General features: G+C 70.1%; 20 protein-coding genes and 4 pseudogenes. 9 read left to right on the forward strand and 15 right to left on the reverse strand.

The genetic code is table 11. The features are described from left to right. Nucleotides 1–20: 20 nt before the first annotated feature. Nucleotides 21–203, reverse strand: a complete 183-nt coding sequence (locus ACZ470_RS12910) for a hypothetical protein (protein ID WP_468426924.1) — start codon at nt 201–203, stop codon at nt 21–23. 554 nt (nt 204–757) lie between these two features. Then, nucleotides 758–1,312, reverse strand: a complete 555-nt coding sequence (locus ACZ470_RS12915; RefSeq protein ID WP_468426925.1) for an SMI1/KNR4 family protein — start codon at nt 1,310–1,312, stop codon at nt 758–760. Between the two features lie 186 nt (nt 1,313–1,498). Between ACZ470_RS12915 and ACZ470_RS12920 the strand changes: the two are divergent. Further along, a pseudogene (locus tag ACZ470_RS12920) lies at nt 1,499–1,735 on the forward strand (transposase); the annotation flags it as partial. A 110-nt stretch (nt 1,736–1,845) separates the two neighbouring features. On the opposite strand, the gene ACZ470_RS12925 reads toward ACZ470_RS12920, so the two are convergent. After that, nucleotides 1,846–2,736, reverse strand: coding sequence for an NAD-dependent epimerase/dehydratase family protein (locus ACZ470_RS12925; RefSeq protein WP_468426926.1), 891 nt, complete (start codon nt 2,734–2,736; stop codon nt 1,846–1,848). 71 nt (nt 2,737–2,807) lie between these two features. Between ACZ470_RS12925 and ACZ470_RS12930 the strand changes: the two genes are divergently transcribed. Further along, the gene (locus tag ACZ470_RS12930; protein ID WP_468426927.1) at nt 2,808–3,749 is read left to right on the forward strand and encodes a GlxA family transcriptional regulator; all 942 of its coding nucleotides are present in this window, start codon (nt 2,808–2,810) and stop codon (nt 3,747–3,749) included. A gap of 168 nt (nt 3,750–3,917) precedes the next feature. On the opposite strand, the gene ACZ470_RS12935 is transcribed toward ACZ470_RS12930, so the two are convergent. Next, entirely contained in the window at nt 3,918–4,793 is an 876-nt protein-coding gene (locus ACZ470_RS12935; RefSeq protein WP_468426928.1) for an alpha/beta fold hydrolase, read from the reverse strand. Nucleotides 4,794–4,940: 147 nt separating this feature from the next. Here ACZ470_RS12935 and ACZ470_RS12940 point away from each other — a divergent pair. Continuing rightward, a pseudogene (locus ACZ470_RS12940) lies at nt 4,941–5,311 on the forward strand (aldo/keto reductase); the annotation flags it as partial. A gap of 97 nt (nt 5,312–5,408) precedes the next feature. On the opposite strand, the gene ACZ470_RS12945 reads toward ACZ470_RS12940, so the two are convergent. The 5 genes from ACZ470_RS12945 to ACZ470_RS12965 form a co-directional block, all read right to left on the reverse strand. Continuing rightward, nucleotides 5,409–6,404 (reverse strand): hypothetical protein, encoded by a 996-nt coding sequence (locus tag ACZ470_RS12945; protein ID WP_468426929.1) that lies wholly within the window; start codon nt 6,402–6,404, stop codon nt 5,409–5,411. A 54-nt stretch (nt 6,405–6,458) separates the two neighbouring features. After that, nucleotides 6,459–7,442, reverse strand: coding sequence for an alpha/beta hydrolase (locus ACZ470_RS12950; RefSeq protein WP_468426930.1), 984 nt, complete (start codon nt 7,440–7,442; stop codon nt 6,459–6,461). Nucleotides 7,443–7,632: 190 nt separating this feature from the next. Then, complete coding sequence (locus ACZ470_RS12955; protein WP_468426931.1) at nt 7,633–8,685, reverse strand: zinc-binding dehydrogenase; 1,053 nt, start codon at nt 8,683–8,685, stop codon at nt 7,633–7,635. A 417-nt stretch (nt 8,686–9,102) separates the two neighbouring features. Further along, a complete protein-coding gene (locus ACZ470_RS12960; protein ID WP_468426932.1) occupies nt 9,103–9,303 on the reverse strand; it encodes a hypothetical protein in 201 nt (66 codons plus the stop codon). A 112-nt stretch (nt 9,304–9,415) separates the two neighbouring features. Then, nucleotides 9,416–10,369, reverse strand: a complete 954-nt coding sequence (locus ACZ470_RS12965; protein WP_468427198.1) for a ferric reductase-like transmembrane domain-containing protein — start codon at nt 10,367–10,369, stop codon at nt 9,416–9,418. An 85-nt stretch (nt 10,370–10,454) separates the two neighbouring features. On the opposite strand from ACZ470_RS12965, the pseudogene ACZ470_RS12970 reads away from it, so the two are divergent. The 3 genes and pseudogenes from ACZ470_RS12970 to ACZ470_RS12980 form a co-directional block, all read left to right on the forward strand. Beyond that, nucleotides 10,455–10,675, forward strand: a pseudogene (locus ACZ470_RS12970) (diadenosine tetraphosphate hydrolase); the annotation flags it as partial. A 56-nt stretch (nt 10,676–10,731) separates the two neighbouring features. Continuing rightward, nucleotides 10,732–12,144, forward strand: a complete 1,413-nt coding sequence (gene proS, locus ACZ470_RS12975; protein WP_468426933.1) for a proline--tRNA ligase — start codon at nt 10,732–10,734, stop codon at nt 12,142–12,144. Between the two features lie 188 nt (nt 12,145–12,332). Further along, nucleotides 12,333–12,875: pseudogene (locus tag ACZ470_RS12980) on the forward strand (alpha/beta hydrolase fold domain-containing protein); the annotation flags it as partial. Between the two features lie 192 nt (nt 12,876–13,067). Here ACZ470_RS12980 and ACZ470_RS12985 read toward each other — a convergent pair. Continuing rightward, on the reverse strand, nt 13,068–13,970 hold the full coding sequence (locus ACZ470_RS12985) for a DUF3152 domain-containing protein (RefSeq protein ID WP_468426934.1): 903 nt from the start codon (nt 13,968–13,970) through the stop codon (nt 13,068–13,070). A gap of 162 nt (nt 13,971–14,132) precedes the next feature. Here ACZ470_RS12985 and ACZ470_RS12990 point away from each other — a divergent pair, with 162 nt between their 5' ends. The 3 genes from ACZ470_RS12990 to ACZ470_RS13000 are packed head-to-tail and all read left to right on the forward strand — an operon-like array spanning nt 14,133 to nt 17,070. Further along, nucleotides 14,133–14,819 carry a response regulator gene (locus tag ACZ470_RS12990; protein ID WP_468426935.1) on the forward strand — a complete coding sequence of 229 codons (687 nt, stop codon included), beginning with the start codon at nt 14,133–14,135 and terminating at the stop codon, nt 14,817–14,819. Next, nucleotides 14,816–16,447, forward strand: coding sequence for an ATP-binding protein (locus ACZ470_RS12995; RefSeq protein WP_468426936.1), 1,632 nt, complete (start codon nt 14,816–14,818; stop codon nt 16,445–16,447). Before ACZ470_RS12990 ends, ACZ470_RS12995 begins: the two co-directional genes overlap by 4 nt. Then, nucleotides 16,444–17,070, forward strand: coding sequence for a hypothetical protein (locus ACZ470_RS13000; protein WP_468426937.1), 627 nt, complete (start codon nt 16,444–16,446; stop codon nt 17,068–17,070). The genes ACZ470_RS12995 and ACZ470_RS13000 overlap by 4 nt, the downstream gene beginning before the upstream one ends. A 482-nt stretch (nt 17,071–17,552) precedes the next feature. On the opposite strand, the gene ACZ470_RS13005 is transcribed toward ACZ470_RS13000, so the two are convergent. Genes ACZ470_RS13005 through ACZ470_RS13025 form a run of 5 tightly spaced genes read right to left on the reverse strand, consistent with a single transcriptional unit; the run spans nt 17,553 to nt 22,221 of the window. Continuing rightward, nucleotides 17,553–18,638 carry an NAD(P)/FAD-dependent oxidoreductase gene (locus ACZ470_RS13005; protein ID WP_468426938.1) on the reverse strand — a complete coding sequence of 362 codons (1,086 nt, stop codon included), beginning with the start codon at nt 18,636–18,638 and terminating at the stop codon, nt 17,553–17,555. A gap of 10 nt (nt 18,639–18,648) precedes the next feature. Beyond that, nucleotides 18,649–19,167 carry an isoprenylcysteine carboxyl methyltransferase family protein gene (locus ACZ470_RS13010; protein ID WP_468426939.1) on the reverse strand — a complete coding sequence of 173 codons (519 nt, stop codon included), beginning with the start codon at nt 19,165–19,167 and terminating at the stop codon, nt 18,649–18,651. Next, entirely contained in the window at nt 19,164–20,252 is a 1,089-nt protein-coding gene (locus tag ACZ470_RS13015; protein WP_468426940.1) for a type III polyketide synthase, read from the reverse strand. The genes ACZ470_RS13010 and ACZ470_RS13015 overlap by 4 nt, the downstream gene beginning before the upstream one ends. Then, the gene (locus ACZ470_RS13020) at nt 20,249–21,430 is read right to left on the reverse strand and encodes an NAD(P)/FAD-dependent oxidoreductase (RefSeq protein ID WP_468426941.1); all 1,182 of its coding nucleotides are present in this window, start codon (nt 21,428–21,430) and stop codon (nt 20,249–20,251) included. The genes ACZ470_RS13015 and ACZ470_RS13020 overlap by 4 nt, the downstream gene beginning before the upstream one ends. Beyond that, nucleotides 21,430–22,221 (reverse strand): UbiA family prenyltransferase, encoded by a 792-nt coding sequence (locus ACZ470_RS13025; protein ID WP_468426942.1) that lies wholly within the window; start codon nt 22,219–22,221, stop codon nt 21,430–21,432. The genes ACZ470_RS13020 and ACZ470_RS13025 overlap by 1 nt, the downstream gene beginning before the upstream one ends. Nucleotides 22,222–22,359 lie beyond the last annotated feature (138 nt).

Here is a 22,359-nt window from a genome sequence, read left to right on the forward strand (position 1 = left end):
TCGCTGACAAGCCGACACGTCTATCCGGTGCGGCGTGGTTTCGTGCCGACCTTGTGATGGGTGGGACGGCTGAACGCCTTGCCTGCGGCGGTTTCATCGTCCGAGTAAATACCCCATGGATCAGCATAAGGGTCCGTCATTGCCTTGGCCTCGGCAAGGTCGGCCTCGTAGGCGTCTTCGACATACTGCTCCTCTTCCACCAAGACGCCTTCGTACGCTTTTTGGGCCGCTCGGCGTGCCCGACCATAGACCTGCGATCGACACCTTGCGTTTCCGGTGAAGCTGTCGGTCCTACCGGTTAATGATCAGAATCGCTGTATGTCTTATACGCCGCTTCGCGAGCTACCCTCAGAGCACGCTCGCAAAAATCGTTGCGCACGTAACGGTTGAGCGTAAGAGTGGGACCCGACCACGGCCGGAAAACCCAGTTCCATTCGTTGTCGTTTCTCGCCCACTGGTCAGTCTTCTTGGCGATTTTCTCTGCAACGTGGTTGCGCACCGCCTCTGGCTCCGGCGCCTGGCTTGGGTAGTACCCCAGGCGTCCGGCGCTATGACGAACCGCCGAACCAGATCCTGCAACTCGGGATCGCTCTGGACATGACGCATAGCCGCATCCTGGCCTGGGCGGGTAAGCACGTGCCACAGGTTTGCCGACTGCCCCGAAGGACCGTAGCTGCTTGTTCAGAGAAGTGACCAGGCCGAACGAAATCGCGCCTTATTCACCGATCGATGACGACTCCTCCCGAAGTCCCGCCGCTCAGCCGATGCGGTCGCTCAGGCCCAGCACCTCCGGGTAGTCACTTGGGAAGTCCCCCGGCATACCGGGCACACGGATGGTGCCCCCGTACACGCCGGCCAGGAACTCCACGGCACCAACCGGGAACTCCGACCAGTCACCGTTGTTCCCACGGACGACCACCGGCCACGCGTTTGGATCCGGAGGACTCGTCCTCCAGTAGAAGGTATTCCCCGAAGAGGGCGACGCCCAGGAGAGCAGGCCTCCAGGCTGCGGGAGGGGGACGTAACTCTCGGTGTCACGCATCTCGTACAGATCCTGAAGGATCTCGTCCTCTCTGGACTCAGACGCCCACAACGCCTCGGCACCGAGCCCGGGAACGGACACGGTCAGGAAGTCGTCGATGATCAGTACCGGATACGCCTCCGCCAGAGAGCGGAAGTGCGAAGGCAACGCCGTCCCGAGGCCCGCCTCAAGCACGACCCAGTCCACGCCGCGTCCCCCAGGCACACGCCACCGTGTCATCCACGGCAGTACGGCCTCCAGCTCTTCAACTCTCAGCATGTCGTCTGCCATTCCGTGCGTAATCTGGACCATGACGTTGCGCAGTCGCCCCTTGGGCGCGACCCCGTCCGTCCAACAGCATGTACGGGAACCTCGTCTCCTTCGAATCCTCCCCGCGGCGGACCCTGTTGAGGGAGTTGTCCCGGGAGTTACAGTGCCCTTCTCCCTCCAAGCCCGGCAGTTCGCCACCAAGAAGAATCCCATCCGGAGCGCCGTCGGAATCGGAAGCTGGACGTTCGGCTACAACAAGGGGCTCGACAAAGGCGCTGGGTGGTCGAGCGGAGTATCGGTTGGATCATGATGCACCGCCGTCTCGCCCGCGACTACGAGACCCTCACCGCCAGCTCCGAAGCCATGATCCACATCGCCTCGGTCGACAACCTCGCCAGGCGCATAACGGACGATACCACCCCCACCTGGCGAGGAACTTACTAGGGCATCAAGGGCAATTTGCATACTTCAAACGCCCTCTAAGGCCAGCTTCGCATCCGACTCACCGATCCGTTCATGGACCGAATATCCGGCCAAGGCCGCATGACAAGCCGCTAGAGCACTTCCCCGAGTACGTCGTTCACCGGGGTGACACTCACGCCGAGGGTCTTCTCGGTCTCGGAGTAGTCGATGACAAACGGGTGACCGGGCTTGGTGAGTATTTCGTGCATTTCCGCCCAGAACGGCTCGGTGAACGCCAGCATGGTCAGGTCGCGTTCGGTCATCTCTTCCATCCGCGGTTTCGGTGCACCCGCGAGGTCGGCGAGTCGCCCGGCCAGTTCCCGCACCGACAGGGTCGAGGTGGGTACGTGCCAGGCACGGCCGTACGCCTCCTTGTTGCGGCTCGCGGCAACCAGAGTGCGTGCGGTGTCGCCGATCGCCGAGTAGCTGTGTGGCACGTCGAGTTCTTGTGGCACCAGGACCAGCCTTCCTTCCATGACCTGCCGCTGCACCATGAGGCTGAACACCGAGACAGCGCCGGCGCCGTAGAACTGGGCGGCCCGCACCTCGGTGACGTTCACCCCTGAGGCGGCGGCCTCCTCCCAAACCCGGGCCCTGGTCCGCCCCTTGGGACCGGTCGCCGTCAGGGGGAAGTCCGGCGTGATCGGACCGCTCACCGGCCCATAGGCGTAAAGGTTGCCGAGCATGACGTACGCGGCCCCGGTCCGCCTCGCCGCGCTGAGGAGCGACGCCGACAAGACCGGGAACTGCTCGGGCCAGAGGTGGTACGGCGGCGCGGCGGTGGTGAACAGCGTGTCCGCCCTCTCCGTCAGCTCGGTGAGCCGATCGGTGTCGGTCGCGTCCGCGGCGACCTTGTCGATGAGCGGGTGGTCGGGCCCGCCGCCGGTCCGGCTGATCATTCGCACTCGCTCGCCGTCTTCGGCAAGAAGGAGAGCGGTCTTCGACGCGGCGGCCCCACGACCCACGATCACATGAGATTTCATGCCGACAACGGTGCCGCTCCACGGCTTCGTGGAATAGTGGCCACAATGCCAAGCATCCGGAGGATCTGGCCATGCATCGCGTCGCCGTAGTCATCGTGCCGCCCGTACTGAGCTTCGACGTCTCGATCCCGCTCATGGTGTTCAACAACGTCGAGCACTACGACGTGCGTGTCTGTACGGCGCGGCCCGGCCCGACGCCGACCGTCGGCGGCCCCGACATCGTGGTGCCGGACGGCCTGGACGCGATGGAGGGCGCCGACACGGTGATCGCCGTCGGCAGCGGCGGCGAGCAGGCTCTCCCGGAGGTCCTTGACGCTCTACGGAAAGCCGCAGCCACCGGCGCACGAATCGCCTCCCTGTGTACGGGTGCGTTCGTATTGGCCCAGGCCGGCCTGCTCGACGGGCTCCGCGCCACCACCCACTGGGGGCTGGCCGACGACCTCGCTACTCGATTCCCGTCCATCGATGTGCAGCCCGACCTCCTCTTCGTCGAGGACGGTGGCATCTTCACCTCGGCGGGCGCCGCGGCCGCCATCGACCTGTGCCTGCATCTGGTCAGGATCGACTACGGCGCCTCGGCCGCCAACGCGGCCGCGCGGCTCGCGGTCGTCCCTCCCGTACGGCCGGGCGGCCAGTCCCAGTTCATTGAGACCCCGCTGCCGCCGGAGCGTGGCACTTCACTCGCCCCCACTCGCGTCTGGGCGCTCGAACACCTTGATCGCCCCCTCACCCTGACCGACCTTGCCAATCACGCCAAGACGAGCGTGCGCACCCTCACCCGGCGCTTCCACGCAGAGACCGGGCTGAGCCCGCTCCAATGGCTGCTGCACCGGCGCATCGACCGGGCCAGAGAGCTGCTGGAGACCACCGAGCTGCCCATGGATCAGGTAGCCAGGAAGAGCGGTCTGGGTAGCGCGGACTCCCTCCGCAAGCACATGGTCGGCCGGGTTGGACTCACTCCCACGGCCTATCGCGCGAGCTTCAACCGGGCGCCCACCGGTGCTTCCCGCTGATGTCGGAAGCACGCTGCGGTAGTGCGCCCCGTCCGCACTGCGAGGGCCACGATCTGCCGCACCGTGCGCCTTCTTGACCCGTCGAGCAGCGCACTCCTACAGGGGCAGAGGTCCACCACCAGGCAAGCTATGCTCCCCGCACCTGCGGGGATGGTCCCGAGGTTGGCGTCATCGGGTGTGGGCCAGCAAGGTGCGCAGGATGGCCTCGGCATGCGTCCAGAGCAAGGATCCCGCGGTGGCGGGAAGCACATGCAGGGTCGCCTTTGGGATCATCTGGGTGAGTGATTCGCCAAAATCCGGGGAGTGGACCGGGCTGGTGTCCTGCTCTCCGTACCAGAGCTCGACCGGGACGGCGATGTCAGCTGGGTCGAATGGCCAGCGGCCCATCGCCAGGACGGTGTCGCGTGCGTAGCCGGCTGGGCCCTGGCTGAATGCCTCGTCCATCGCGCGCCGGAAGGCGCGCTGAAAGACCAGGTCGGTGTAGACCGTGCGATCCGCCTCAGGGCTCGTCGTGATGATCAGATCCCACAGTGCGTCGGCGCTGCCGAAGCCGGCGAAGGAGGCCTCAGCGGCGTCGGGGTCGGCTGCGACGGCGTTCACCATGTCCCTCACCTGCGGGGCCAGGGCGTGTGTGAAGCGAGGATGGGCGAGTTCGTCGCTGCCGGACACCACGGCCACCGCGTTCACCAGACCGTTTGCGGCCAAGGCGAGGGCAAACGGGGCCCCTTGCGAGAACCCCACCGCCGACGGGGCTCGCAGGGCCTGCTCTTGGATGAAATGCCGGATGTCGGTGGCCCAGCTGGTTAGTGTCCGGCCGGGGGCTGGGTCGGAGGCGCCAAGACCGGGCCGGTCCACGCTGATGAGCCGGATGCCTGCTGCGTCGATGACATCGCTGCCGAAACCGAGCCACCTGCTGGTGGCCGCCCCTGGGCACAACAACACTGGGGTGCCGTCGGTTGGCCCCCATTCCGCCCACCCCAGGAGTCGACCGTCCAACAACCGGGTCTGTCCAAGCCTTGCTGGCTCCCGCACGCCGTAGTCCATGATCCATATTGTTCCCCGCACGCGTCCCGGCTGCCGTCCCGTCACCGGTCGAAGCAGCGAGGGAGCTCTGCGGACCACATGCTGTTCGAATCGACAGGCACACTTCAATGCCTCCCGAAGTGATGAACATGTGCTGTCCGTTCTCGGGTCCTGTCCGCCGCCGCGGAACATGGCAAGAGCGTAGTAGCCGTGGGCGTCTTCAACTCCGGACTGCTCTCGCGGGACCGCCCCGCCGAAGGCATGAAGTACGACTACCATGACGCGCCCACCGAACTCGTCACCCGGGCCCGGCGCATCACCGAGGTCTGCGAGGCCCAGGCACGACCCTGCCCGCGGCGGCGATCGCCTTCCCGCGCACCCACCCCCAAGTCATCGACGTCACACTCGGCGTGCGAAACCGCGACCAAGTACTGCGCAACGCGGAACTCGGTCGCGCGGACGTTCCCGTCGGGCTCTGGGACGATCTGCGGGCCCAGGGGCTCGTGCGGGCCGACGTGCCCACAGAGGTCGATCTCTGAAGGCGCTCGTCGTCCCGGCTGCTCCGAGGATGTCGGAGGTGTGTCAGGGGTGGCGAGCGAGGTCAGGTGGGCGGGCACGCCTCCGCCGCAGGGCCGGCTACGCCGGCTTGGCTTGCGTCAGGTTGATCGGGTCGGTGAGGCGTAGCAGCAGTGCCGCGGCGATGTACCGCATCCGGCCGACGTTGGTGCGCGGGTCGTAGCCCAGGGTCTGTGTCAGCGCTTCGTGGCGTGCTTGCACCGTGGAGTGGTGCATGCCGAGTGCGGCGGCGGCGGAGCGAATGCTGTCGGCTTCCACGAGTGTGCGGAGTACGTCCGCGGAACGCGTGTCGAGCCCGGCGAGAGCGCGCACGTCGTCGTGCGGGTGCTGTGGGTCGTACGCCTGGGCGAGCAGGAGCATCGCTCCGAGATCGGTCGCGTCGACGGCGGGTGCGGAGTCGTCCGTCAGCCGAAGAGCGACGATCGCCGCGTCCCAGGAGTCGGGGGCCCGGTCGGCACGCACCCAGGTTCCGAACCCGACCGGCTGCGGAGGATCGAGCTTGCCGAAGACGTCGAGTGTGGCCCTCAGCAGCCCGTACCGGGTCGGCACGATCGCGGAGGGTGCGCCGAGCTCAGCGCTGTCCGCCGCGGTGGCCAGGATGCGCACCGGTGTCGCCGGATCGAGGCGGTTCCTGGCGAGATGTGTCACCCGGTCGGCGATCGGACGGGAGGCGTCGATGACCGCGTCGAAGCCTCCCTCGGGACGGCGGCGCGCCTCGATCAGTTCGACTCCCAGCGCGAGACGCTCCACGATCATCTCGTCGTTGGGCTCCGGTTTCCCGTCTCTCTCGAGCCAGACGGTCCAGTCGCCGTGAGACTTCTGGAGGGAACGTCTGCCTTCGACGGCCGCCGTGGCCGCATGCCCGTCGGGGTCGCGCCGGCTCACGCGCCCTCGGATCTCGGCGCCCGCGACTGTCCCGGAAAGGACCGCCGCCCCCCGCAGGAGCCCGTCGAGTCCGGCGTCCCTGGTGATGAGGACGTCGAAGTACGACACGATCCGCAGACTCTCGCTCGCCTCCGGGTCGAGTGCGCTCAGCCGACCGACCAAGTGGTGCAATTACTTTCCTTCGCTCCTTTTTGCAGTGTATCGAGCCCCTGGGGCGAGCATTTCTCAGGATCCCAGGGTGCGGGCCACCCACGCGTTGCGAGCGGCCGTCATGGCGTGCGCGAGCGCGGTGTGGGGCGCCGTGAGATCGAACCCGTGGAATCCGCCCGGCCAGACGTGCAGCTCGGCCTGCACGCCCGCGTGCCAGAGGGCGGTCGCGTACGCCACATCCTCGTCCCGGAACACCTCGGCCGAGCCGCAGTCGATGAACGCGGGCGGCAATCCGGTGAGGTCGGTGGCGCGGGCGGGTGCGGCGTAGACCGAGACGTCGTCGGTTCCGCGCCGTTCTCCCAGGAGCGCGGTCCAGCCCATGACGTTGCTCCCGCGGTCCCACACGCCGACGGCGTCGAACTGGGCCGAGGAGACCGTCCGGTCCCTGTCGTCGAGCATCGGATACATGAGGACCTGGCCGATCAGGGCCGGTCCTCGCCGGTCACGAGCCATCAGCGCGGTGCCGGCGGCGAGACCGCCCCCGGCGCTCTGTCCGGCGATGATCAGCCTGTCGGGGTCCATTCCGATCTCCCGGGCGTGCTCGGCCGTCCACAGCAGACCGGCGTAGCAGTCCTCGACCGGGTAGGGGTCGGGGTGCTCGGGTGCGAGCCGGTAGTCGACGGTGACCAGGACGGCGTCGTGCTCGACGACCCACGGGAGGGCCTGGATCAGACCCGAGAACTGATCGCCGGTGACCATGCCTCCGCCGTGCGTGTGGTAGATCCCGGGCCCGAGTCCCTGATGGTCCTCCCGGGCGATCACCGACACGGTTATCGGGTCGCCCAGGTACCCGGGGACGGTGACGTCGCGCCGGGTCAGACCGGAAGCCTTGAGCATGTCATCGGTGACCTCTGCCGGTGCTGACCGACGCATGTCGGGGATCATCTCCGCGGTCATGGTCGGCGGTATCTGATCCGCGAGGACCGCGAGTACTGCCTCGAGCTCCGGGTCGAACGGAGGGCGCGGGACGCTCGGGACGCTCGGGACGCTGTGGGACATGGGACTCCTTCTTTCGCACCGCCTGGTCGCGGTGCGGATCCATCGTCGTGGGCGGGCCATCGCGTGAGGAACCGCCGAACGCCGCGCTCCCGAGTGATGTCCTCCGCCGTTCGCGCGCTCGGCCCACGGGGAGGGCGCGGCCCGGTACGGACAAGCCCTCGGGCCATCCGTACCGGAGCGTTCGGGACGCTCAGCCAAGGCGCATGAGGGTCTTCCCGCCGATGCCGCGGCGCAGCGAGTGGAGGGCGTCGACGAGGCCCTCCAGGGGCAGCTCCCGCACCCAGCCGGTGGTGTCGTAGATCCCCTCGGCCATGGCCGCGATGACCTCGTCGAACTCCTCGGGTCGGTAGCCGACCGCACCCACGATCCCGGTCTCCCCCATCATGAGGTGGGTGGGCTGGAAGTCCATGGGGTGCTCGTGCAGCGCGGCGACCACCAGGCGACCGCCGGGCACCAGACCCGCCAGGGCGGAGGTGACCGCCGCGCCCGCGCCGGCGGCGTCCACCGCGGCGTCCACGCCGTCACCGCCGGTGAGCGAGGCGATGGCGTCCGCGAGGTCCTCGTTCACCGGGTCGATGACACGGGCACCCAGCGCGGCCATAATCGCGCGACGGTCCGCGCTCGGCTCGGACACGACCACCTTCTCCACACCTCGGGCCTTGAAGGCGAACCAGGCACCGATGCCGATCGGCCCGGCCCCCGCCACCAGCGCGCTGCCACCCGGTGCCACACCGCTGCGCGCGGCAGCGTGCCAGCCCACCGCCATGGGCTCGACGAGCGCGCCCATGCGCAGGTCGACACCGTCCGGCAGTACGTGCACCTTGGACGCGTCGCACACGGTGAACTCCGACAGACCTCCGCCCTCCACGTTCGATCCGAGCGCGCCCATCAGCCGGCACGAGAAGGGCAGCCCCCGGCGGCAGGCCGCGCACTCCGCACAGGAGACCGCGAGGGGGAAGACGGCACAGCGGTCGCCGACCCGCACATCCGTCACGCCCTCGCCGATCTCGACGACGGTGCCGGAGAACTCGTGACCGAGGATCTGCGGCAGAGTGGCCCCGGTCAGGGGGTGCGGCTCGTCCAGGGAGAACGGCAGCGACTCGGGGTGGAAGAAGAAGTGGAGATCGGAGCCGCAGATGCCGGCGAACGCGTTGCGCAGCTTCACCTGCCCCGGGCCGGTAGTGGGCTCCGGCACCTCCTCGATGCGGACGTCTTCCTTGCCGTGGAACCGTGCTGCCTTCATGCTTCTCTTCACTTCCATGTTCCGAGGCCACCGGTCTCCGGTGACCGTTCCTGCCCGCGCGAACCGCGTCTCGTCACGCGCCGAAGGCGCGTCGCTCCCGCACTGGGGGCGGACCCGGGCCGCGAGGTCCGGCAATGGTCCGGCTGGAGAACCGGCCGGTGGCACCGCCGCACGGGGCGGATGCCGGGCCTTTGCCCCGCCATCCGCGCGCCGTACTTCCGTCGAGAGCCGGAGCGGGGCAGCCGGGTCCGGGCGAAGCGCGTGAACGGCGACACACGGGCGGGGGGAGAAGCGTGAACCGGCCGGCAGAGGAGGCGTCCGTCGGTCGGCCACGACCGGGACGGCGGCGACACCAGCGTCCTACCGGGCGACGGCTGGCAGCGGCTCCGGGCCGCTCCGACCGCGTCGCGTCAAGCCTTACGCGGCCTTGACGGAACCCGCGTCGACCGCCCAGTTCGCGCCGATTGCGCGCGGCATGGTCGGGGAAGCCAACAGCAGTACGACACGGGCGACTTCGTCCGGCTCGATCAGGCTGCCGGTGATCATGCCGAGCTCCGTCGGCACGTTCTGCACCAGGTCGGCGTGCTCGACACCGATCGCCTGTGCCACCTGCGACATGTAACCGTCCCGGCCCGCGGTCGCGTTGGTCTTCGTCAGGGCAGCCGGCGAAACGACGACGTCACGTCACTGAGCACGGTCGAGACGGCGGGGGTCCGCGCCGTACCGGCCGTCAGTCCGTCTCCTGGGCGTGGGGGGCCGTCGCGGGCGGGTGGGTCGGGCGGTCCCGTCCGCCGTCACGGCCGGACACGACCACGACGACCAGCCCGATGACGACGGCCCCGACCGCGACCCGTCCCGCCACCCGCACCCACCACCCCGGCCGGGCCGCGCCCCCGCCGGGTGGACCCAGCCGTTCGGCCCGCCGGGCCGGTCTCAGCAGACGCAGCAACAGCAGTACCGCGACAGGCAGTTGCAGCAGCCACAGCACGGTGCGCGACCACTCCCCGTACCAGACGTTGGTGCCGTACAGCAGCGTGTGCCACACGCTCAGCACGTACACGACGATCACGAAGCGGTGCAGCCGTCGCCAGGTGTTCGCTCCGATGCGGTGCCGGACGTAGAACAGCAGCCCGAGCGGAATCGCCAGGTACAGGGCACCCTGTCCGAGCGGGATGGCGATCCGTCCGGTGCCGGAGTCGTACCAGCCGGGCACGAAGCTGTCGGCGAAACCCACCCACAGCCGCTCGGCCCAGTCCACCTTCGTCTCGTAGCGCACGAGTTCCGCCGCGAACATCAGCGCGTGCGCGAACATCAGCGCCATGGTCGTCAGGCTCGTGGTGCGGTGCCAGCGCTCCAGCACCTGTCGGGAGACCGGCAGCCGGGCGGGGCGCGGCCCCGACAGCAGCAGACCGAGCATGACCGTGCCCCACGCCCACAGCAGCCCCGACCACCCGAACGCCTGGCTGAGCAAGTACATCCAGTAGGTGCCGGGATCGTCCATGAACGGCATGACCGCGACGGTGTCCGAAGCACCCGAGTCCATGCGCGCCCACAGGAGGGCGAACACGAGCACGGTGACCACCACCGCCGCGGTGGCGTCGGGCAGGGCGGCCCGCAGATCGCCGCGCAGCGCGACGCGGTCACCGGGAGACCGTCGCCGTCCTCCCGGTCCCTGATCGAGCAGTACGGCCCGAGTCGTGCCATCGGGGTAGCGCACCAGCGCGTCGGCTGGATGCCCGTGGAGACCCTCACCCAAGGTGGGGGCGGCTCCGGGTACTCCTCGTGTCAATCCTGAGATCCTCAGGAATGCCGATCCGTTCCTGCATGCGCATGTGTGGCCGCGATCCGGCTGGGAGCCAGCCGATCTCGTGGGCGGACCGTGTGGCTGTATCCGCGTGAGCGATGGAGCGACGAACATCATGCCCTCGGCCCGCAGTACGACGTACTGCGCGAGGCCATCGGTGACGAACTGGAACTGCCGGCATCCTGACGTGGGGGAGGTAATCGGGTCGCGCCTTGATGGAGCCGCGTCCTACTCTGCGCGTCATGGCAAAAGCCCCCGTTCTCACACCCCAGGCGGACGACTTCCCCCGCTGGTACCAGGACCTGGTCAGCAAGGCCGAACTGGCAGACAACGGGCCGGTGCGCGGCACCATGGTCATCCGACCGTACGGATACGGCCTGTGGGAGCGGATGCAGCAGGAGGTGGACGCCCGGATCAAGGCGGCCGGCGCACAGAACGCGTATTTTCCGCTCTTCATCCCGCAGTCGTACCTGACGAAGGAGGCCGAGCACGTCGAGGGCTTCGCGCCCGAACTGGCCGTAGTCACTCATGGCGGGGGCAAGGAGCTGGAAGAGCCCGTCGTCGTCCGCCCCACGTCTGAGACAATCGTCAACGACTACTTCTCCAAGTGGGTGCAGAGCTACCGCGACCTTCCGCTGTTGATCAACCAGTGGGCGAACGTGGTCCGCTGGGAGCTGAGGCCGCGGGTGTTCCTTCGTACGACGGAATTCCTGTGGCAGGAAGGTCACACGGCACACGCCACCTACGAGGACGCCCGGGACTACGCCGCACACATCCACCAGGAGGTGTACGCCGACTTCTTGGAGAACGTCCTCGCCATGGATGTCGTACCGGGTCGCAAGACGGTCAGGGAGCGGTTCGCCGGCGCGATCAACACGCTCACCCTGGAAGGCATGATGGGCGACGGCAAGACCCTCCAGCTGACCACAAGCCACGAACTGGGCCAGAACTTCGCCAAGGCGTTCGAGACGCGCTACCTGTCGAAGGACGGCCGTGAGGAATACGTCTGGCAGACGTCGTGGGGTTCCACGACCCGGATGGTCGGCGCACTGGTGATGATGCACGGCGACAATGACGGCCTTCGCATCCCGCCGCGTCTGGCCCCGGTTCAGGTGGTCATCGTGGCCGTCAAGGGCGACGACGCGGTCCTGGACACGGTCCGCGGGATCGGTGACCGGTTGAAGACGGCTGGTATCCGCGTACACGTCGACGACCGCACCGACACGCCGTTCGGCCGCCGCGCGGTCGACTGGGAGCTCAAGGGGGTGCCGGTACGCATCGAGGTCGGGCCACGTGACGTGGCGAACGGGACTGCCGTGCTGGTCCGCCGCGTAGCGGGAAGCAAGGAGCCGACGCCCATCGGGGCACTGGCCGAAATCTTGCCCACGGTACTGGAGGACGACCAGGCGCTTCTGCTGGCGCAGTCCCGTAAGCGTCGCAACGACCGCACCGTCGAGGTGACCACGGTCGAGGAGGCTGCGGAGGCGGCGAGCACCGGCTGGGCTCGCATTGCCTGGGAAACGCTGGGCGTGGAGGGTGAGGGCAAGCTCGCCGAACAGGGCGTCACCGTGCGGTGCTTGGTCGCCGCAGACGGTTCCGTTCCGGAGAGCGACGACCAGCCTGGCAACATCGCCGTCGTGGCACGCGCCTACTGACCCTGGAGAGACCGATGCCGCTGCTCCGCCTGGTTACCGTGGGCGGACCGGCGGCCTAATCGGTCCGCGAGGCGGCCCGCGCCGGGATCCCGGACCAGGAGGCGACCGACTTCACCGTCGCCGGATCCGTGCTGGTCAAGGACCAGCACATCCCAGGCTGGACGGGGGCACCCGACGTGGCCGTCACCGTGCTCAGCCCCGCCGATCCGCGCCCCGGCCCGACCGGGATCCTCCACATCCACGGAGGCGGGATGGTCGCCGGTACCCGCATGTTCGGCCTCGAGGACTGCCTACCCTACGTCGCCGAGGGCGACGCGGTGGCGTCACCGTCGACTACCGTCTCGCCCCCCGAGCACCCGGACCGCGCTCCTGTCGAGGACACCTACGCCGCGCTGGTCTGGATGGCAGGGGCAGCGACCGAGCTCGGCATCGACGAGGGCCGTCTGATGGTCGCCGGGCGGAGCGCCGGCGCCCGCACGGTCCTCAAGGCACGCGACCAGGGTCATCCGTACCTTACGCACCATGTGCTCGACTCGCCGATGCTGGATGACCGGATGCAGACGCCGAGCAGCCAGATGCTCGACGGCGACGGCCCCTGGGACCGTAACGACAACCTCTTCGGCTGGACAGCACTCCTCGGCGAGCGCCGCGGTGGTCCCGACGTCAGCCCGTACGCGGCACCCGCCCGCGCCACGGACCTCACCGGTCTCCCCCGCACCTACCTGTCCGTCGGCACGGCCGACAGCAGCGACGGTGCAGGTGGGCAGGCGCGGTGTGCTGCTGGTCCCGCACCGGGAGGCGGGTGCGGGCGCAGGAGAACGCGGAGTTCACAGTGGTGTCGGCAGTTCATGGCCCTGGGGCCGGTACATGACCGAGCCGTAACGGCCGTCCGCCGTCACGGCCGGCCTCGGGACCGGCGCCGGTCATACGGGCGGCCCGGTGACGAAGTCACCGTTCTCGTCGTAGGGCCAGGCGTTGGCGACGCAGCCGTGCAGGCCCTTGATCTGCTGCATCATCACGGGGGCCAGTCGCCCGGCGCCCCCGCAGGTCACGTGCGAGTGACCGAGGAAGTGCCCTACCTCGTGGTTGATGATCAGCGCCCGGTAGTCATGGATCGGCCCGTCGAAGTTGGGCGAGCCCTTGACCCAGCGCTTGAGGTTCACCACCACCCCTCCGGGAACCTCGCAGTTGTACTCGCCTCCGGTGTCCTGCTGGATGCCCGCCCAGCACAGGGCGTCCGCCGTCGCCGGTGTCGCGATCTTTATCGTGATGTCGTGCGGCGATCCCGCGCCCACCAGCTGGAACGCGTTGTCCGGGTCGTGGGTCCAGCCCCGCGGGGCGGCGAGTATCCCGGCGATCTCGTTCGCCGCCTGGGACGGCAAGATGTCGAGGCCGGTCTCGACCTCCACGACGTAGCGCACCGGGCGGGAACCGCTGCCTACCGTCTCCCCACTGGCCTGCGCGGTGACGAACGTACCGCTGCCCGTCGGGGGGACGTCGATCTCGGTCCGGCTCGCGGAGGGAGAGGGAGAGTAGGAAGGGGAGGCGGAGGGCGACGGTGTGGGAGTGGGGGTGACCTGCGTGCTCCGCGGGTGCGGCGCACCGCTCGACGCGTCGCTCCGCCCGCCTCCCTGGAGGTACGCCGCCGAACCCAGCAGGCTGCCGGCCACCAGCAGGCCGATCAGCAGGCTTCGGCCCCGGCGGCGCGGCCGTCCCCGGCGATGGGCGGACCGGCGTCGGCGACCGGCCCGGTGACCGGCCGCGGTGCTGCCGGTGGCGGAGCTGCCGGTGGCGGGTGCGGATTGCCGCTCTCGTGCGGAATACATGGCAGCTCAATCTGATGATCCCAGATGATCTTCATGAGCCGGCGCTGTCACGGAAAGATAACGACGCCCGCGTTCCCCGGCTTGTGTGATCGTTGTGTAACGGCGGTCGGAGAGGGCCTTCCTCGGGACGGTCATCTCGTCCGGTCTGCTTACACTGCCGAAATGCCACGGGTCCTGATCGTCGAAGACGACCTAGATGTCCGCAGGGCCCTCCAACTGGGTCTGCGGCATCAGGGGCATGAGGTCCTCGCCGTGGAAACGGGAGAGGAAGGGCTGGATCGGCTCCTCCCCTTCCGGCCGGACGTCGTCGTACTCGATCTCATGCTGCCCGGCATGTCCGGCCTGGACGTGTGCCGCCGGATCAGGGACCGCGACCAGGTGCCGATCATCATCGTGACGGCCCGGGGAGACGACGTCGACGTGGTCGTGGGACTGGAGACCGGTGCGGACGACTACGTGGTGAAGCCCGTGCAAGCCCGGGTGCTCGACGCGCGGATACGGGCCGTACTGCGCAGACAGGACGCGTCGCTGCCGGACGGCACCCGTCCCCGGGCGGAGACGCACGGCGAGCTGGTCCTCGACCGCGCCGGGCTCGTGGTGACGCACCGCGGCGAACCCGTCACCCTCGCCCCGTCCGAACTGCGGCTGCTGCTGACCCTGTCGGCCTCCCCCGGCCAGGTGTTCAGCCGCCAGCAGCTGCTGGAAGCGGTCTGGGAACACAGCTACCACGGCGACATACGGCTCGTGGACGCCTGTGTGAAGCGACTGCGCAACAAGCTCGGCGAGGGCAGGAATCCCCGTTACGTGCAGACCGTACGCGGATTCGGTTACCGCTTCGGCACCTCATGAGCGACCGGACGTCCGCGCGGACGCGGAGGACCGTACGGACGCGGAAGACCGCCGGGGAGCGGAGAACCGCACCCGAGGTCCCGACGGCTGAAGAGCCCCCCGCCGCCGCACCGGGTGCCGGCCCCCGGCGGTTCCTCCGGGCGGCCCTGGCACGCGTCCCGCTCCCCCTGCGCGGTCTGCGCCCCCGCCTGCTGACGTCCTTCGTCCTGGTGGCCATGGCCAGCTCCCTGGGCACCGGGGCCCTCGCCTTCCGCGAGGCGCGCACGGGGGTGCTCCAGCAGAGCCAGGACTCCGTCATCAACCAGTTCCGTAGGAGCGTCGACGCCGTCGCGCCCTCCATCCCCATTGCCCCGAACCAGGCGGACCTCCAGTCCGCGGTGGACCAGGTGCTGTACGCGAACCGTTCGTCGGGCTGGCGGATCATGGCCACGTACGGTGGCCACCGCGCCTACGCGCCGAGCGCCGGTTTCGTCGAGCTGAGCCCCGAAATGCTCCGGTCCGTCCGGGACCGACGTGTCGCGGTGTTCCAGCGGATGAACGTCGACGGGCGGCCTCGTCTCGTCGTCGGCATGCCCGTCACGTACACCTCGGGCGAGGGCACGGAGCCCAGGCTCTCCGGGCTGGTGATGTACCTGGAGGTCCCGCAGACCACCGAAGAGGGGTACGTCGAGGCCATGGTCAGCGGCATCGAGCGGGCCACCCTGGTGGCCCTGTGCCTCGCCGTCGTCCTGGCGCTGCTCGCCGCGAGCGGCGTACTGCGTCCCGTACGGGCGCTGCGCCGGGCGACGCGCCGGATGGCCGCGGGGCATCTCGACGTACGGCTGGACGTCACCGGCTCCGACGAACTGGCCGATCTCTCCCAGTCCTTCAACGAGACGGCGGCCGAACTGGAGCGGACCGTACGGGAGCTGCGCCGCCTGGAGGCCCAGGGGCGCCGCTTCGTGGCGGACGTCTCCCACGAGCTGCGCACGCCGTTGGCGGCGATGTCGGCGGTCACCGACGTGCTGGACCTGGAGGGAGAAGGGGAGACCGGTGAGGCGCTGCGGCTCATCAGCGAGGGAACGAACCGGCTGAGCGGATTGGTGAACGACCTGATGGAGATCTCCCGTTTCGACGCGGGGGCGGCCGAACTCAACCGCGACGAGATCGACCTGGCCGAGTCCGTACGGCGTACCGTCGCCTCCCGGTGGCGGCAGGAGCAGGTGGAGACCCGGCTGCCCGGACCGGGTGAGCTCCGCGCGCGCGTCGATCCGCGCAGACTCGACGTGGTGACGGCCAATCTAATCGGCAACGCGCTGCGGCACGGAGAGCCGCCCGTGCGGCTGACCATGGATGTACGGGTGGACGGGGCGGGCATGGCGTGGGCCGTCATCGAGGTGACCGACAACGGACCGGGAATCGCCGAGGAGGCCATGCCGCACATCTTCGAGCGGTTCTACAAGGCGAGCACTTCACGGGCCAGGAGCGAGAGCAGCGGGCTGGGTCTGGCCATCACGGCGGAGAACGTGCGCCTGCACGGGGGGCGCATCCGGGCGGCGAACCTGCCCCGGGGCGGCGCGGTGTTCACGGTCGAACTCCCGCTGCACCGCGACGACACCGACACCGAGGCCGACGGGGGCACCCGGTGAGGGGCTCGCGGACGGCAGCGCTGCTGTCCGGGCTCACGGCCGTGGCCGCGGTCGCGCTCACGGCGTGCGGGATCCCCCCGTCCGGTGTCATCGAGACCGGTGCGCCGGCGAGCGGCATGTTCTCCCCCAGTGCGACACCACCCTCGACGCCCGCCACCATCTCCCTCTTCTTCCTGCGCGACGGGGAGTTGACGCCCTATCCCCGCCGGATCGACGACGCCGGGGACTTCGAGGCCGTCGTACGCCTGCTGTTCGAGGGGCCGGCCGCGAACGAGGCCGCGATGGCCACCACGGAGCTGCCCCGCCTGACGGACGCGCCGCGGGTGGCGAACGACGGCGGCATCCTCTTCGTCAAACTCCCCGGTGAGACGGCTCCGCTGAGCCGTCGGGCCATGCTCCAGCTGACGTGCACGGTGAACCACGCGGCTTCGCCGCTCCCCACCTCCGTCCCTCGCGCCGACGCGGAAGCCGACGGCGACACCGCGCGCCGTTCCGCCGTGCCCAGCAGCCTCCATGTGTTCGGGGACGGATGGGCGATGACGCAGTCGGACGACGCGTGCCCCGTCGTGTCCCCTCCACAGGAGCAGCCGGAAGCACCGACCCCCTGGGAGCCCTCCGGCTGACCACCGGACGGCCCCCGCCCAGGACGGCCTGTGCCGCTCGAAAAGTCATCGCGTTCAGTGGGCCGCCGTCACAGTTGCCGACCCAGCCGGTCGCCGGTGGCCTGGCGGGCCACCGGTTGCACTCCGAGGAAAAGCCCCGTGACCACGTCCCGTGTGCGGCACCGGGCACACGGTGACGGACACGTGCCTCGCGCCGAGGAAACCCTGAGCGACCAGGTTTCTCCTGATGGTGACCGGTCGAGGTCGAGCTGGAGGTGATGCGGATTCGATTTCGGTCAGCCCGGCCCTTTGAATGAACATCACTGGGAACACAGGATGGCGCCGCCGAACAACCCATCTTCCGCCCGCCGTTGGGAATCACCGCTCCAACGCCCCGAACAGGCAGCATCGGAACGCTGCCGCTCTGCCTGCATCGGAGCAGGCTCCGCCTTCTCCTGGGGTTGCGTGGTGGGTCTGCTGATCATCCAGCAGGGCGCGAGGGTTCAGTCTTCGCAGCCGTACGGTCCGGGACCAGACGCGGCCGTCCCGCGTGATCGGGCTTCCCCGGCCGGGCGTGCCAGCACGTCGACTGTGGCGGAGAAGAGCCACGGCAACTTCTGTGCCATGGGCACCAGCGCTGCGCGAGCCAAGGGAATCCTGGTCGAGGAGAGCAGCGCGTGGGTCAACCAGCGGTAGCGTCGGGTGAGCCGTCGCCACTCCCGCTCGTAGGCCCCGAGGTCCCCGCTGGTCACTGCTCGCACAGCCGCCGGCGCCTGCGCGAGCGCCAGCGCGATGCCCTCGCCGGTCAGCGCGTCGACGTAGCCGGCCGCATCGCCGACGAGCAGCACCCGGCCGGCGGTACGCGCGGCCGCGACCTGGCGGAGCGGGCCGGCCCCGCGTACCGATCCGGCCGGCCTGGCCCCGGCCAGCCGCTCTCTCAGCTCAGGAAAGTCGGCAAGGTGGTCGTCGTACGATCCGCGGGCAGCGGTGAGCAGGACGACGCCCACGAGATCGTCCGAGACGGGGGTCACGTATGCCTCCGCGTCGCGGGCCCAGTGCACCTCAACGTGGTGGCCCCAGGCGGCGAGGGCGTAATGGCGCCGCAGCCCGTGCCGCCGGAGGTGGCCCGGACGCGGCCGATCGAGGCCCAGGGCACGGCGGATCGGCGAGTGCAGGCCGTCGGCCGCGACGAGGTGACGGGCGCGAACGCCGTCGGCCGCCACGCCGTCCTCCCCCTGCTCGATGCGGCGCGCCGTGCGCTGCTCGATCCGCACCCCCGAGGCGAGCACCGCCTCACGCAGCGCCGCGTGCAGCGTCGTTCGGCGTACCCCGCGCCCCGGCCCCGCGCGGAAATCGGCGTCGACCCGGCGCGGCCCGGCGACGTAGCGGATGCCTCTCAGGGCGTGCCCCGGCGGGTGCACGCCGAGCGCCGCCAGGGCTGCGACGGCGCCCGGCATCAGTCCCTCGCCGCATGCCTTGTCGACCGTGCCTGCGCGCTGTTCCCAGACGGTGACGTCGAGCCCCGCCCTGACCGCGTGCAGGGCCGTGGCCATGCCCGCGGGTCCTCCGCCGACGACGAGCAGGTCCACGCGCGCCTCCTCAGGCCAGCCGCGTCAAGGCGGCAGCTTCGGTGCGAATGCGGGTGGCGAGCAGAAACCCATTCAGTGCGGTGAAGACCAGGGCTGTGCCCCAGGCGGCGTGCACCAGCGGGAGCGCGAGCCCCTCGACGACGACAGCGACGTAGTTCGGGTGGGAAATCCATTGGTAGGGGCCGCTGATGACGCGTGGGGCGCCGGGCACAACGATCACGCGTGTGTTCCACCGCCGGCCCAAGGTGGCGATGCACCACCAGCGCAACCCCTGCGATGCCGCGACCAGGGTGAGCATGGCCCACGCGAGGACCGCTACGACGTCCGGCCGTCGCATCCACACCTCTGCGAGCGCGCCCACGAGCAGTCCCGTGTGCAGCATCACCATAGGGGGGTAGTGGCCCCGCCCGTACTCCACGCCGCCACGCGTAAGGCTCCAGGCGGCGTTGCGCCGGGACAGGGCCAACTCGGCGACCCGCTCGAGGCCGATGGCCACAACCAGGGCGGTGAACAGGACCTCGCTGGTCACCGCCCACCTCGCGGAGCGCGCAGAAGCACGAGTTCGGAGCAGAAGCCCGGGCCCATGGCGAGCAGGAGCCCGTAGGAGCCGGGCGTCGGCGGACGGTCGGCGAGCGTGTCCGCCAGGACGTGCAGCACCGACGAGGAGGACAGGTTGCCGATGCGGCGCAACGAGTCCCAGGTGACGCTCAGGGCGTGCCGCTCGACCCCGAGGGCGTCCTGCAGCGCCTCCAGGACCTTCGGGCCGCCGGGGTGGGCGACGTACCAGCCGATGTCGTCGCCGGTCAGTCCGTGTTCGGCGAGGAAGCCGCGGACGTCCTCGCCGGCGTACCTGCGCACCAGGTCGGGGACTGAGGCGTCGAGCACGATCTTGAAGCCGCGGGCGCCGACGTCCCAGCCCATCATGCGTTCCGAGTCGGGGTAGAGACGGCTGCGGGAGGCGAGCACCTCGGGACGGGTGGGCTCGTCGGACCGCGCGAGCGGGTGCTCGCATCCGACGGCCACCACCGCCGCGGCACCGTCTCCGAAGAGGCCGCTGGCCACAAGGTTGGCGACCGAGGTGTCATCGCGCTGGAGGGTGAGTGAGCACAACTCCACCGACATCAGCACCGCGACACCGTCCGGTCGACCGCGCAGCAGGTCGTGCAGGCGGGCGACGCCGGCCGCTCCGGCGACACAGCCAAGGCCGACGAGGGGCAGCCGCACCACATCGGGGCGGAGCCCGATCTCCGCGGCCACGCGGGCCTCGATCGAGGGGACGGCCAGGCCCGTCACCGTGCAGGACACGATGTAGTCGACGTCGGCCGGGGTGAGCCCGACAGCCTTGAGCGCGTCGACGACCGCGCGACCACCGAGCTCTACGCCCGCCCGGATGAACACGTCGTTCGACTGACCGAAGTCCTCGAGCCGGGCGTACTCCGCCAGCGGCAGCACGGTGTGCCGGGTCGCGACACGCACATTGCGGTGGAAGCGCTCGACGACGCCGCTGTTGACCCTGCCCTCGGTCAGCGTGGTGGTGAAGGACCGGGTGATCTCTTCCTGCCGGTGGCGGTGCTCGGGCAGGGCGCCGCGGACACTGAGGACACGCATGGTCATGGTGGCTCCGGGAGTCGGCCGGTGGGGCGGAACGGCGCGACCAGCGCCCGGCCCAGGCCGAGCGCCATGGCGGGGGTGAGCCCGCCTCGGGCCAGGCCGAGCTCCACGAGGTCGTCGAAGACGCGCTGGTCGGCGGCCGACGCGCGCAGCCCGGCCTCCAGGACGCGTGCGCTGCGCGTGAGCCGGGCTGCGACAGCGGTGTGACGCAGGTGGGGCAGCAGGATGCGGCGGGTGGCGCGGGCGTACCGGTCCCCCGCCGCCTCGGGCCGGCCGACGCGCCGTGCCGCGGCTGCCGCGCGACCGGCCTCGATGCCGGAGGCGACGGCGTAGTAGATGCCCTCGCCGGTCAGCGGGTTCACCAGGCCGGCGGCGTCGCCCGCGAGCAGCAGACGGCCGGTGGGCGGGCGCCAGCGTGCCGTCGACAGCGGCAGGTGGTGGCCCACCCAGTGCTCCCCGCCCGCCGTCGCGCCGGGCAGGAGAGTCTCGATACGCTCGAGCAACTGGACCCGGCTCGGTGCGGGACGGTTCTCATGAAGGATTTCGCCGTACCCGACGTTCGCGCGGCCGTCATCGAGGTCAAAGGACCATGCGTATGCCAGCTGGTGACGGTCGGCGAACTCGATGACCAGCGCGCCGCGCCGCTCGGCTGGGATCGGGGCGTAGCCGCGCACCGCCAGGGCCACTGGTCCGCCGGCAAGTCCGAGCGCGCGTCGGACGACCGAGTGGGCGCCGTCGGCGCCGACGACGACCGCGGCGGAGATCTCGCCGTCCAGGACCACCGCATCACCGTGCTGCCGCACGTCACGGACCCTGTGCCGGAGAAGCCGGGCGCCTGCGGCGACCGCCGCGTCGACCAAACGGGTGTCGAGGACGCGGCGCGGTACCACCCAGGCCGGGCGGGCCATCCGCCGCTCGGCTACCAGGCCACCGCGGCCGAGACGGAGCCGGTGGACCGGCGCCCGGTCGTCGACGAGACCTGTCACGCCCACCCCGCTCAGCAGATCGAGGACGTGCGGAGCCACCCCGTCGCCGCATGCTTTGTCCCGAGGGAAGTCCGCCCGGTCCAAAAGGGCCACGCGCAGTCCCGGCTCGGCCCGCAGCGCGCCGAGGGCCGTGGCGGCGCCGGCCGGCCCGGCGCCGATCACGGCGAGGTCCCAATGGGTGGGCGTCGGCACCATCAGCCGACCGCCACGAGCAGCACGACGTCTAGCAGGGCGATGAACACCGCGGCCCGGAAGGGGAACCGGCCTTGAGCGACCAGCGTGAACGCCGCGAGGACGACCACGAGGGCAAGTACCGCCCACGCCCACGCAGGGGGCCTGCCTGCGGGGCCGAACACAGCGAGCAGCGAGGCCACGGACAGCAGCACGGCGGCCAGGACGCGTGAGAGGCGCTCGCCGATCCGGTGCGGGAGGCCACGAACACCGGTACGTTCGTCGTCCGCGAGGTCGGGCAGCGTGTTGAGCAGGTGCGCTCCGACACCGAGCGTGGCGCCCGCACCGGTCATCCAGAACGGCGCCCAGTGCGGGGTGGGCTCGGCGAGGGCGACGACCGAGGGCAACGTTCCGGAGGCGCAGGCGTACGGGGCCCACGACCACCGGGTCGCCTTGAGCCCCAGGTTGTAGACGTGCCCCGCGCCGGTGACGAGGAAGACACCAAGGGCACTGCGCCAGCCGGCCGGCACGGACAGAGCCAGGCAGGCGAGCGCGGTCCAGGCCATGGCTCGCACCACCAGCCCTACCGGGAGGGCTCCGGTGACAAGCGGCTTGTCGGTGCGGCCGACGGCGAGGTCGCGACGGCGGTCGAGCAGGTCGTTGCCCCAGCCGATCGTGAGCTGTCCGGTGAACAGCGCCCCGGTGACGGCAAGGGCATCGAGCGGACGCAAGTCGCCGCGGAGCGCCAGCAGGCCCCCGACAGCGGTGACCGCCAGAGCCGGCCCGCCATGGGCGGCGGCGAACAGTGCGAGCACGGGCGACGGTCCTGGCCGCGCCGGACCCGTGCTGGACACCACGGGCATCATCGGGCCGCCACCGGGACGTTCGGCCGCGGAGTCCGGCCGGCCCGGTCGTGCGTGCCCTCGGCACGCAGAGGTCGTACAACGGTGGAC

It is taken from the genome of Streptomyces sp. NPDC031111 (assembly GCF_055570675.1).

Coding starts and splice junctions, on each gene's coding strand:
- ACZ470_RS12915 (WP_468426925.1), bottom strand. CDS start 1,312: ATGGCAGACGACATGCTGAGAGTTGAAGAGCTGGAGGCCGTACTGCCG.
- ACZ470_RS12925 (WP_468426926.1), bottom strand. CDS start 2,736: ATGAAATCTCATGTGATCGTGGGTCGTGGGGCCGCCGCGTCGAAGACC.
- ACZ470_RS12930 (WP_468426927.1), top strand. CDS start 2,808: ATGCATCGCGTCGCCGTAGTCATCGTGCCGCCCGTACTGAGCTTCGAC.
- ACZ470_RS12935 (WP_468426928.1), bottom strand. CDS start 4,793: ATGGACTACGGCGTGCGGGAGCCAGCAAGGCTTGGACAGACCCGGTTG.
- ACZ470_RS12950 (WP_468426930.1), bottom strand. CDS start 7,442: ATGTCCCACAGCGTCCCGAGCGTCCCGAGCGTCCCGCGCCCTCCGTTC.
- ACZ470_RS12955 (WP_468426931.1), bottom strand. CDS start 8,685: ATGAAGGCAGCACGGTTCCACGGCAAGGAAGACGTCCGCATCGAGGAG.
- ACZ470_RS12960 (WP_468426932.1), bottom strand. CDS start 9,303: ATGTCGCAGGTGGCACAGGCGATCGGTGTCGAGCACGCCGACCTGGTG.
- proS (WP_468426933.1), top strand. CDS start 10,732: ATGGCAAAAGCCCCCGTTCTCACACCCCAGGCGGACGACTTCCCCCGC.
- ACZ470_RS12985 (WP_468426934.1), bottom strand. CDS start 13,970: ATGTATTCCGCACGAGAGCGGCAATCCGCACCCGCCACCGGCAGCTCC.
- ACZ470_RS12990 (WP_468426935.1), top strand. CDS start 14,133: ATGCCACGGGTCCTGATCGTCGAAGACGACCTAGATGTCCGCAGGGCC.
- ACZ470_RS12995 (WP_468426936.1), top strand. CDS start 14,816: ATGAGCGACCGGACGTCCGCGCGGACGCGGAGGACCGTACGGACGCGG.
- ACZ470_RS13015 (WP_468426940.1), bottom strand. CDS start 20,252: ATGACCATGCGTGTCCTCAGTGTCCGCGGCGCCCTGCCCGAGCACCGC.
- ACZ470_RS13020 (WP_468426941.1), bottom strand. CDS start 21,430: ATGGTGCCGACGCCCACCCATTGGGACCTCGCCGTGATCGGCGCCGGG.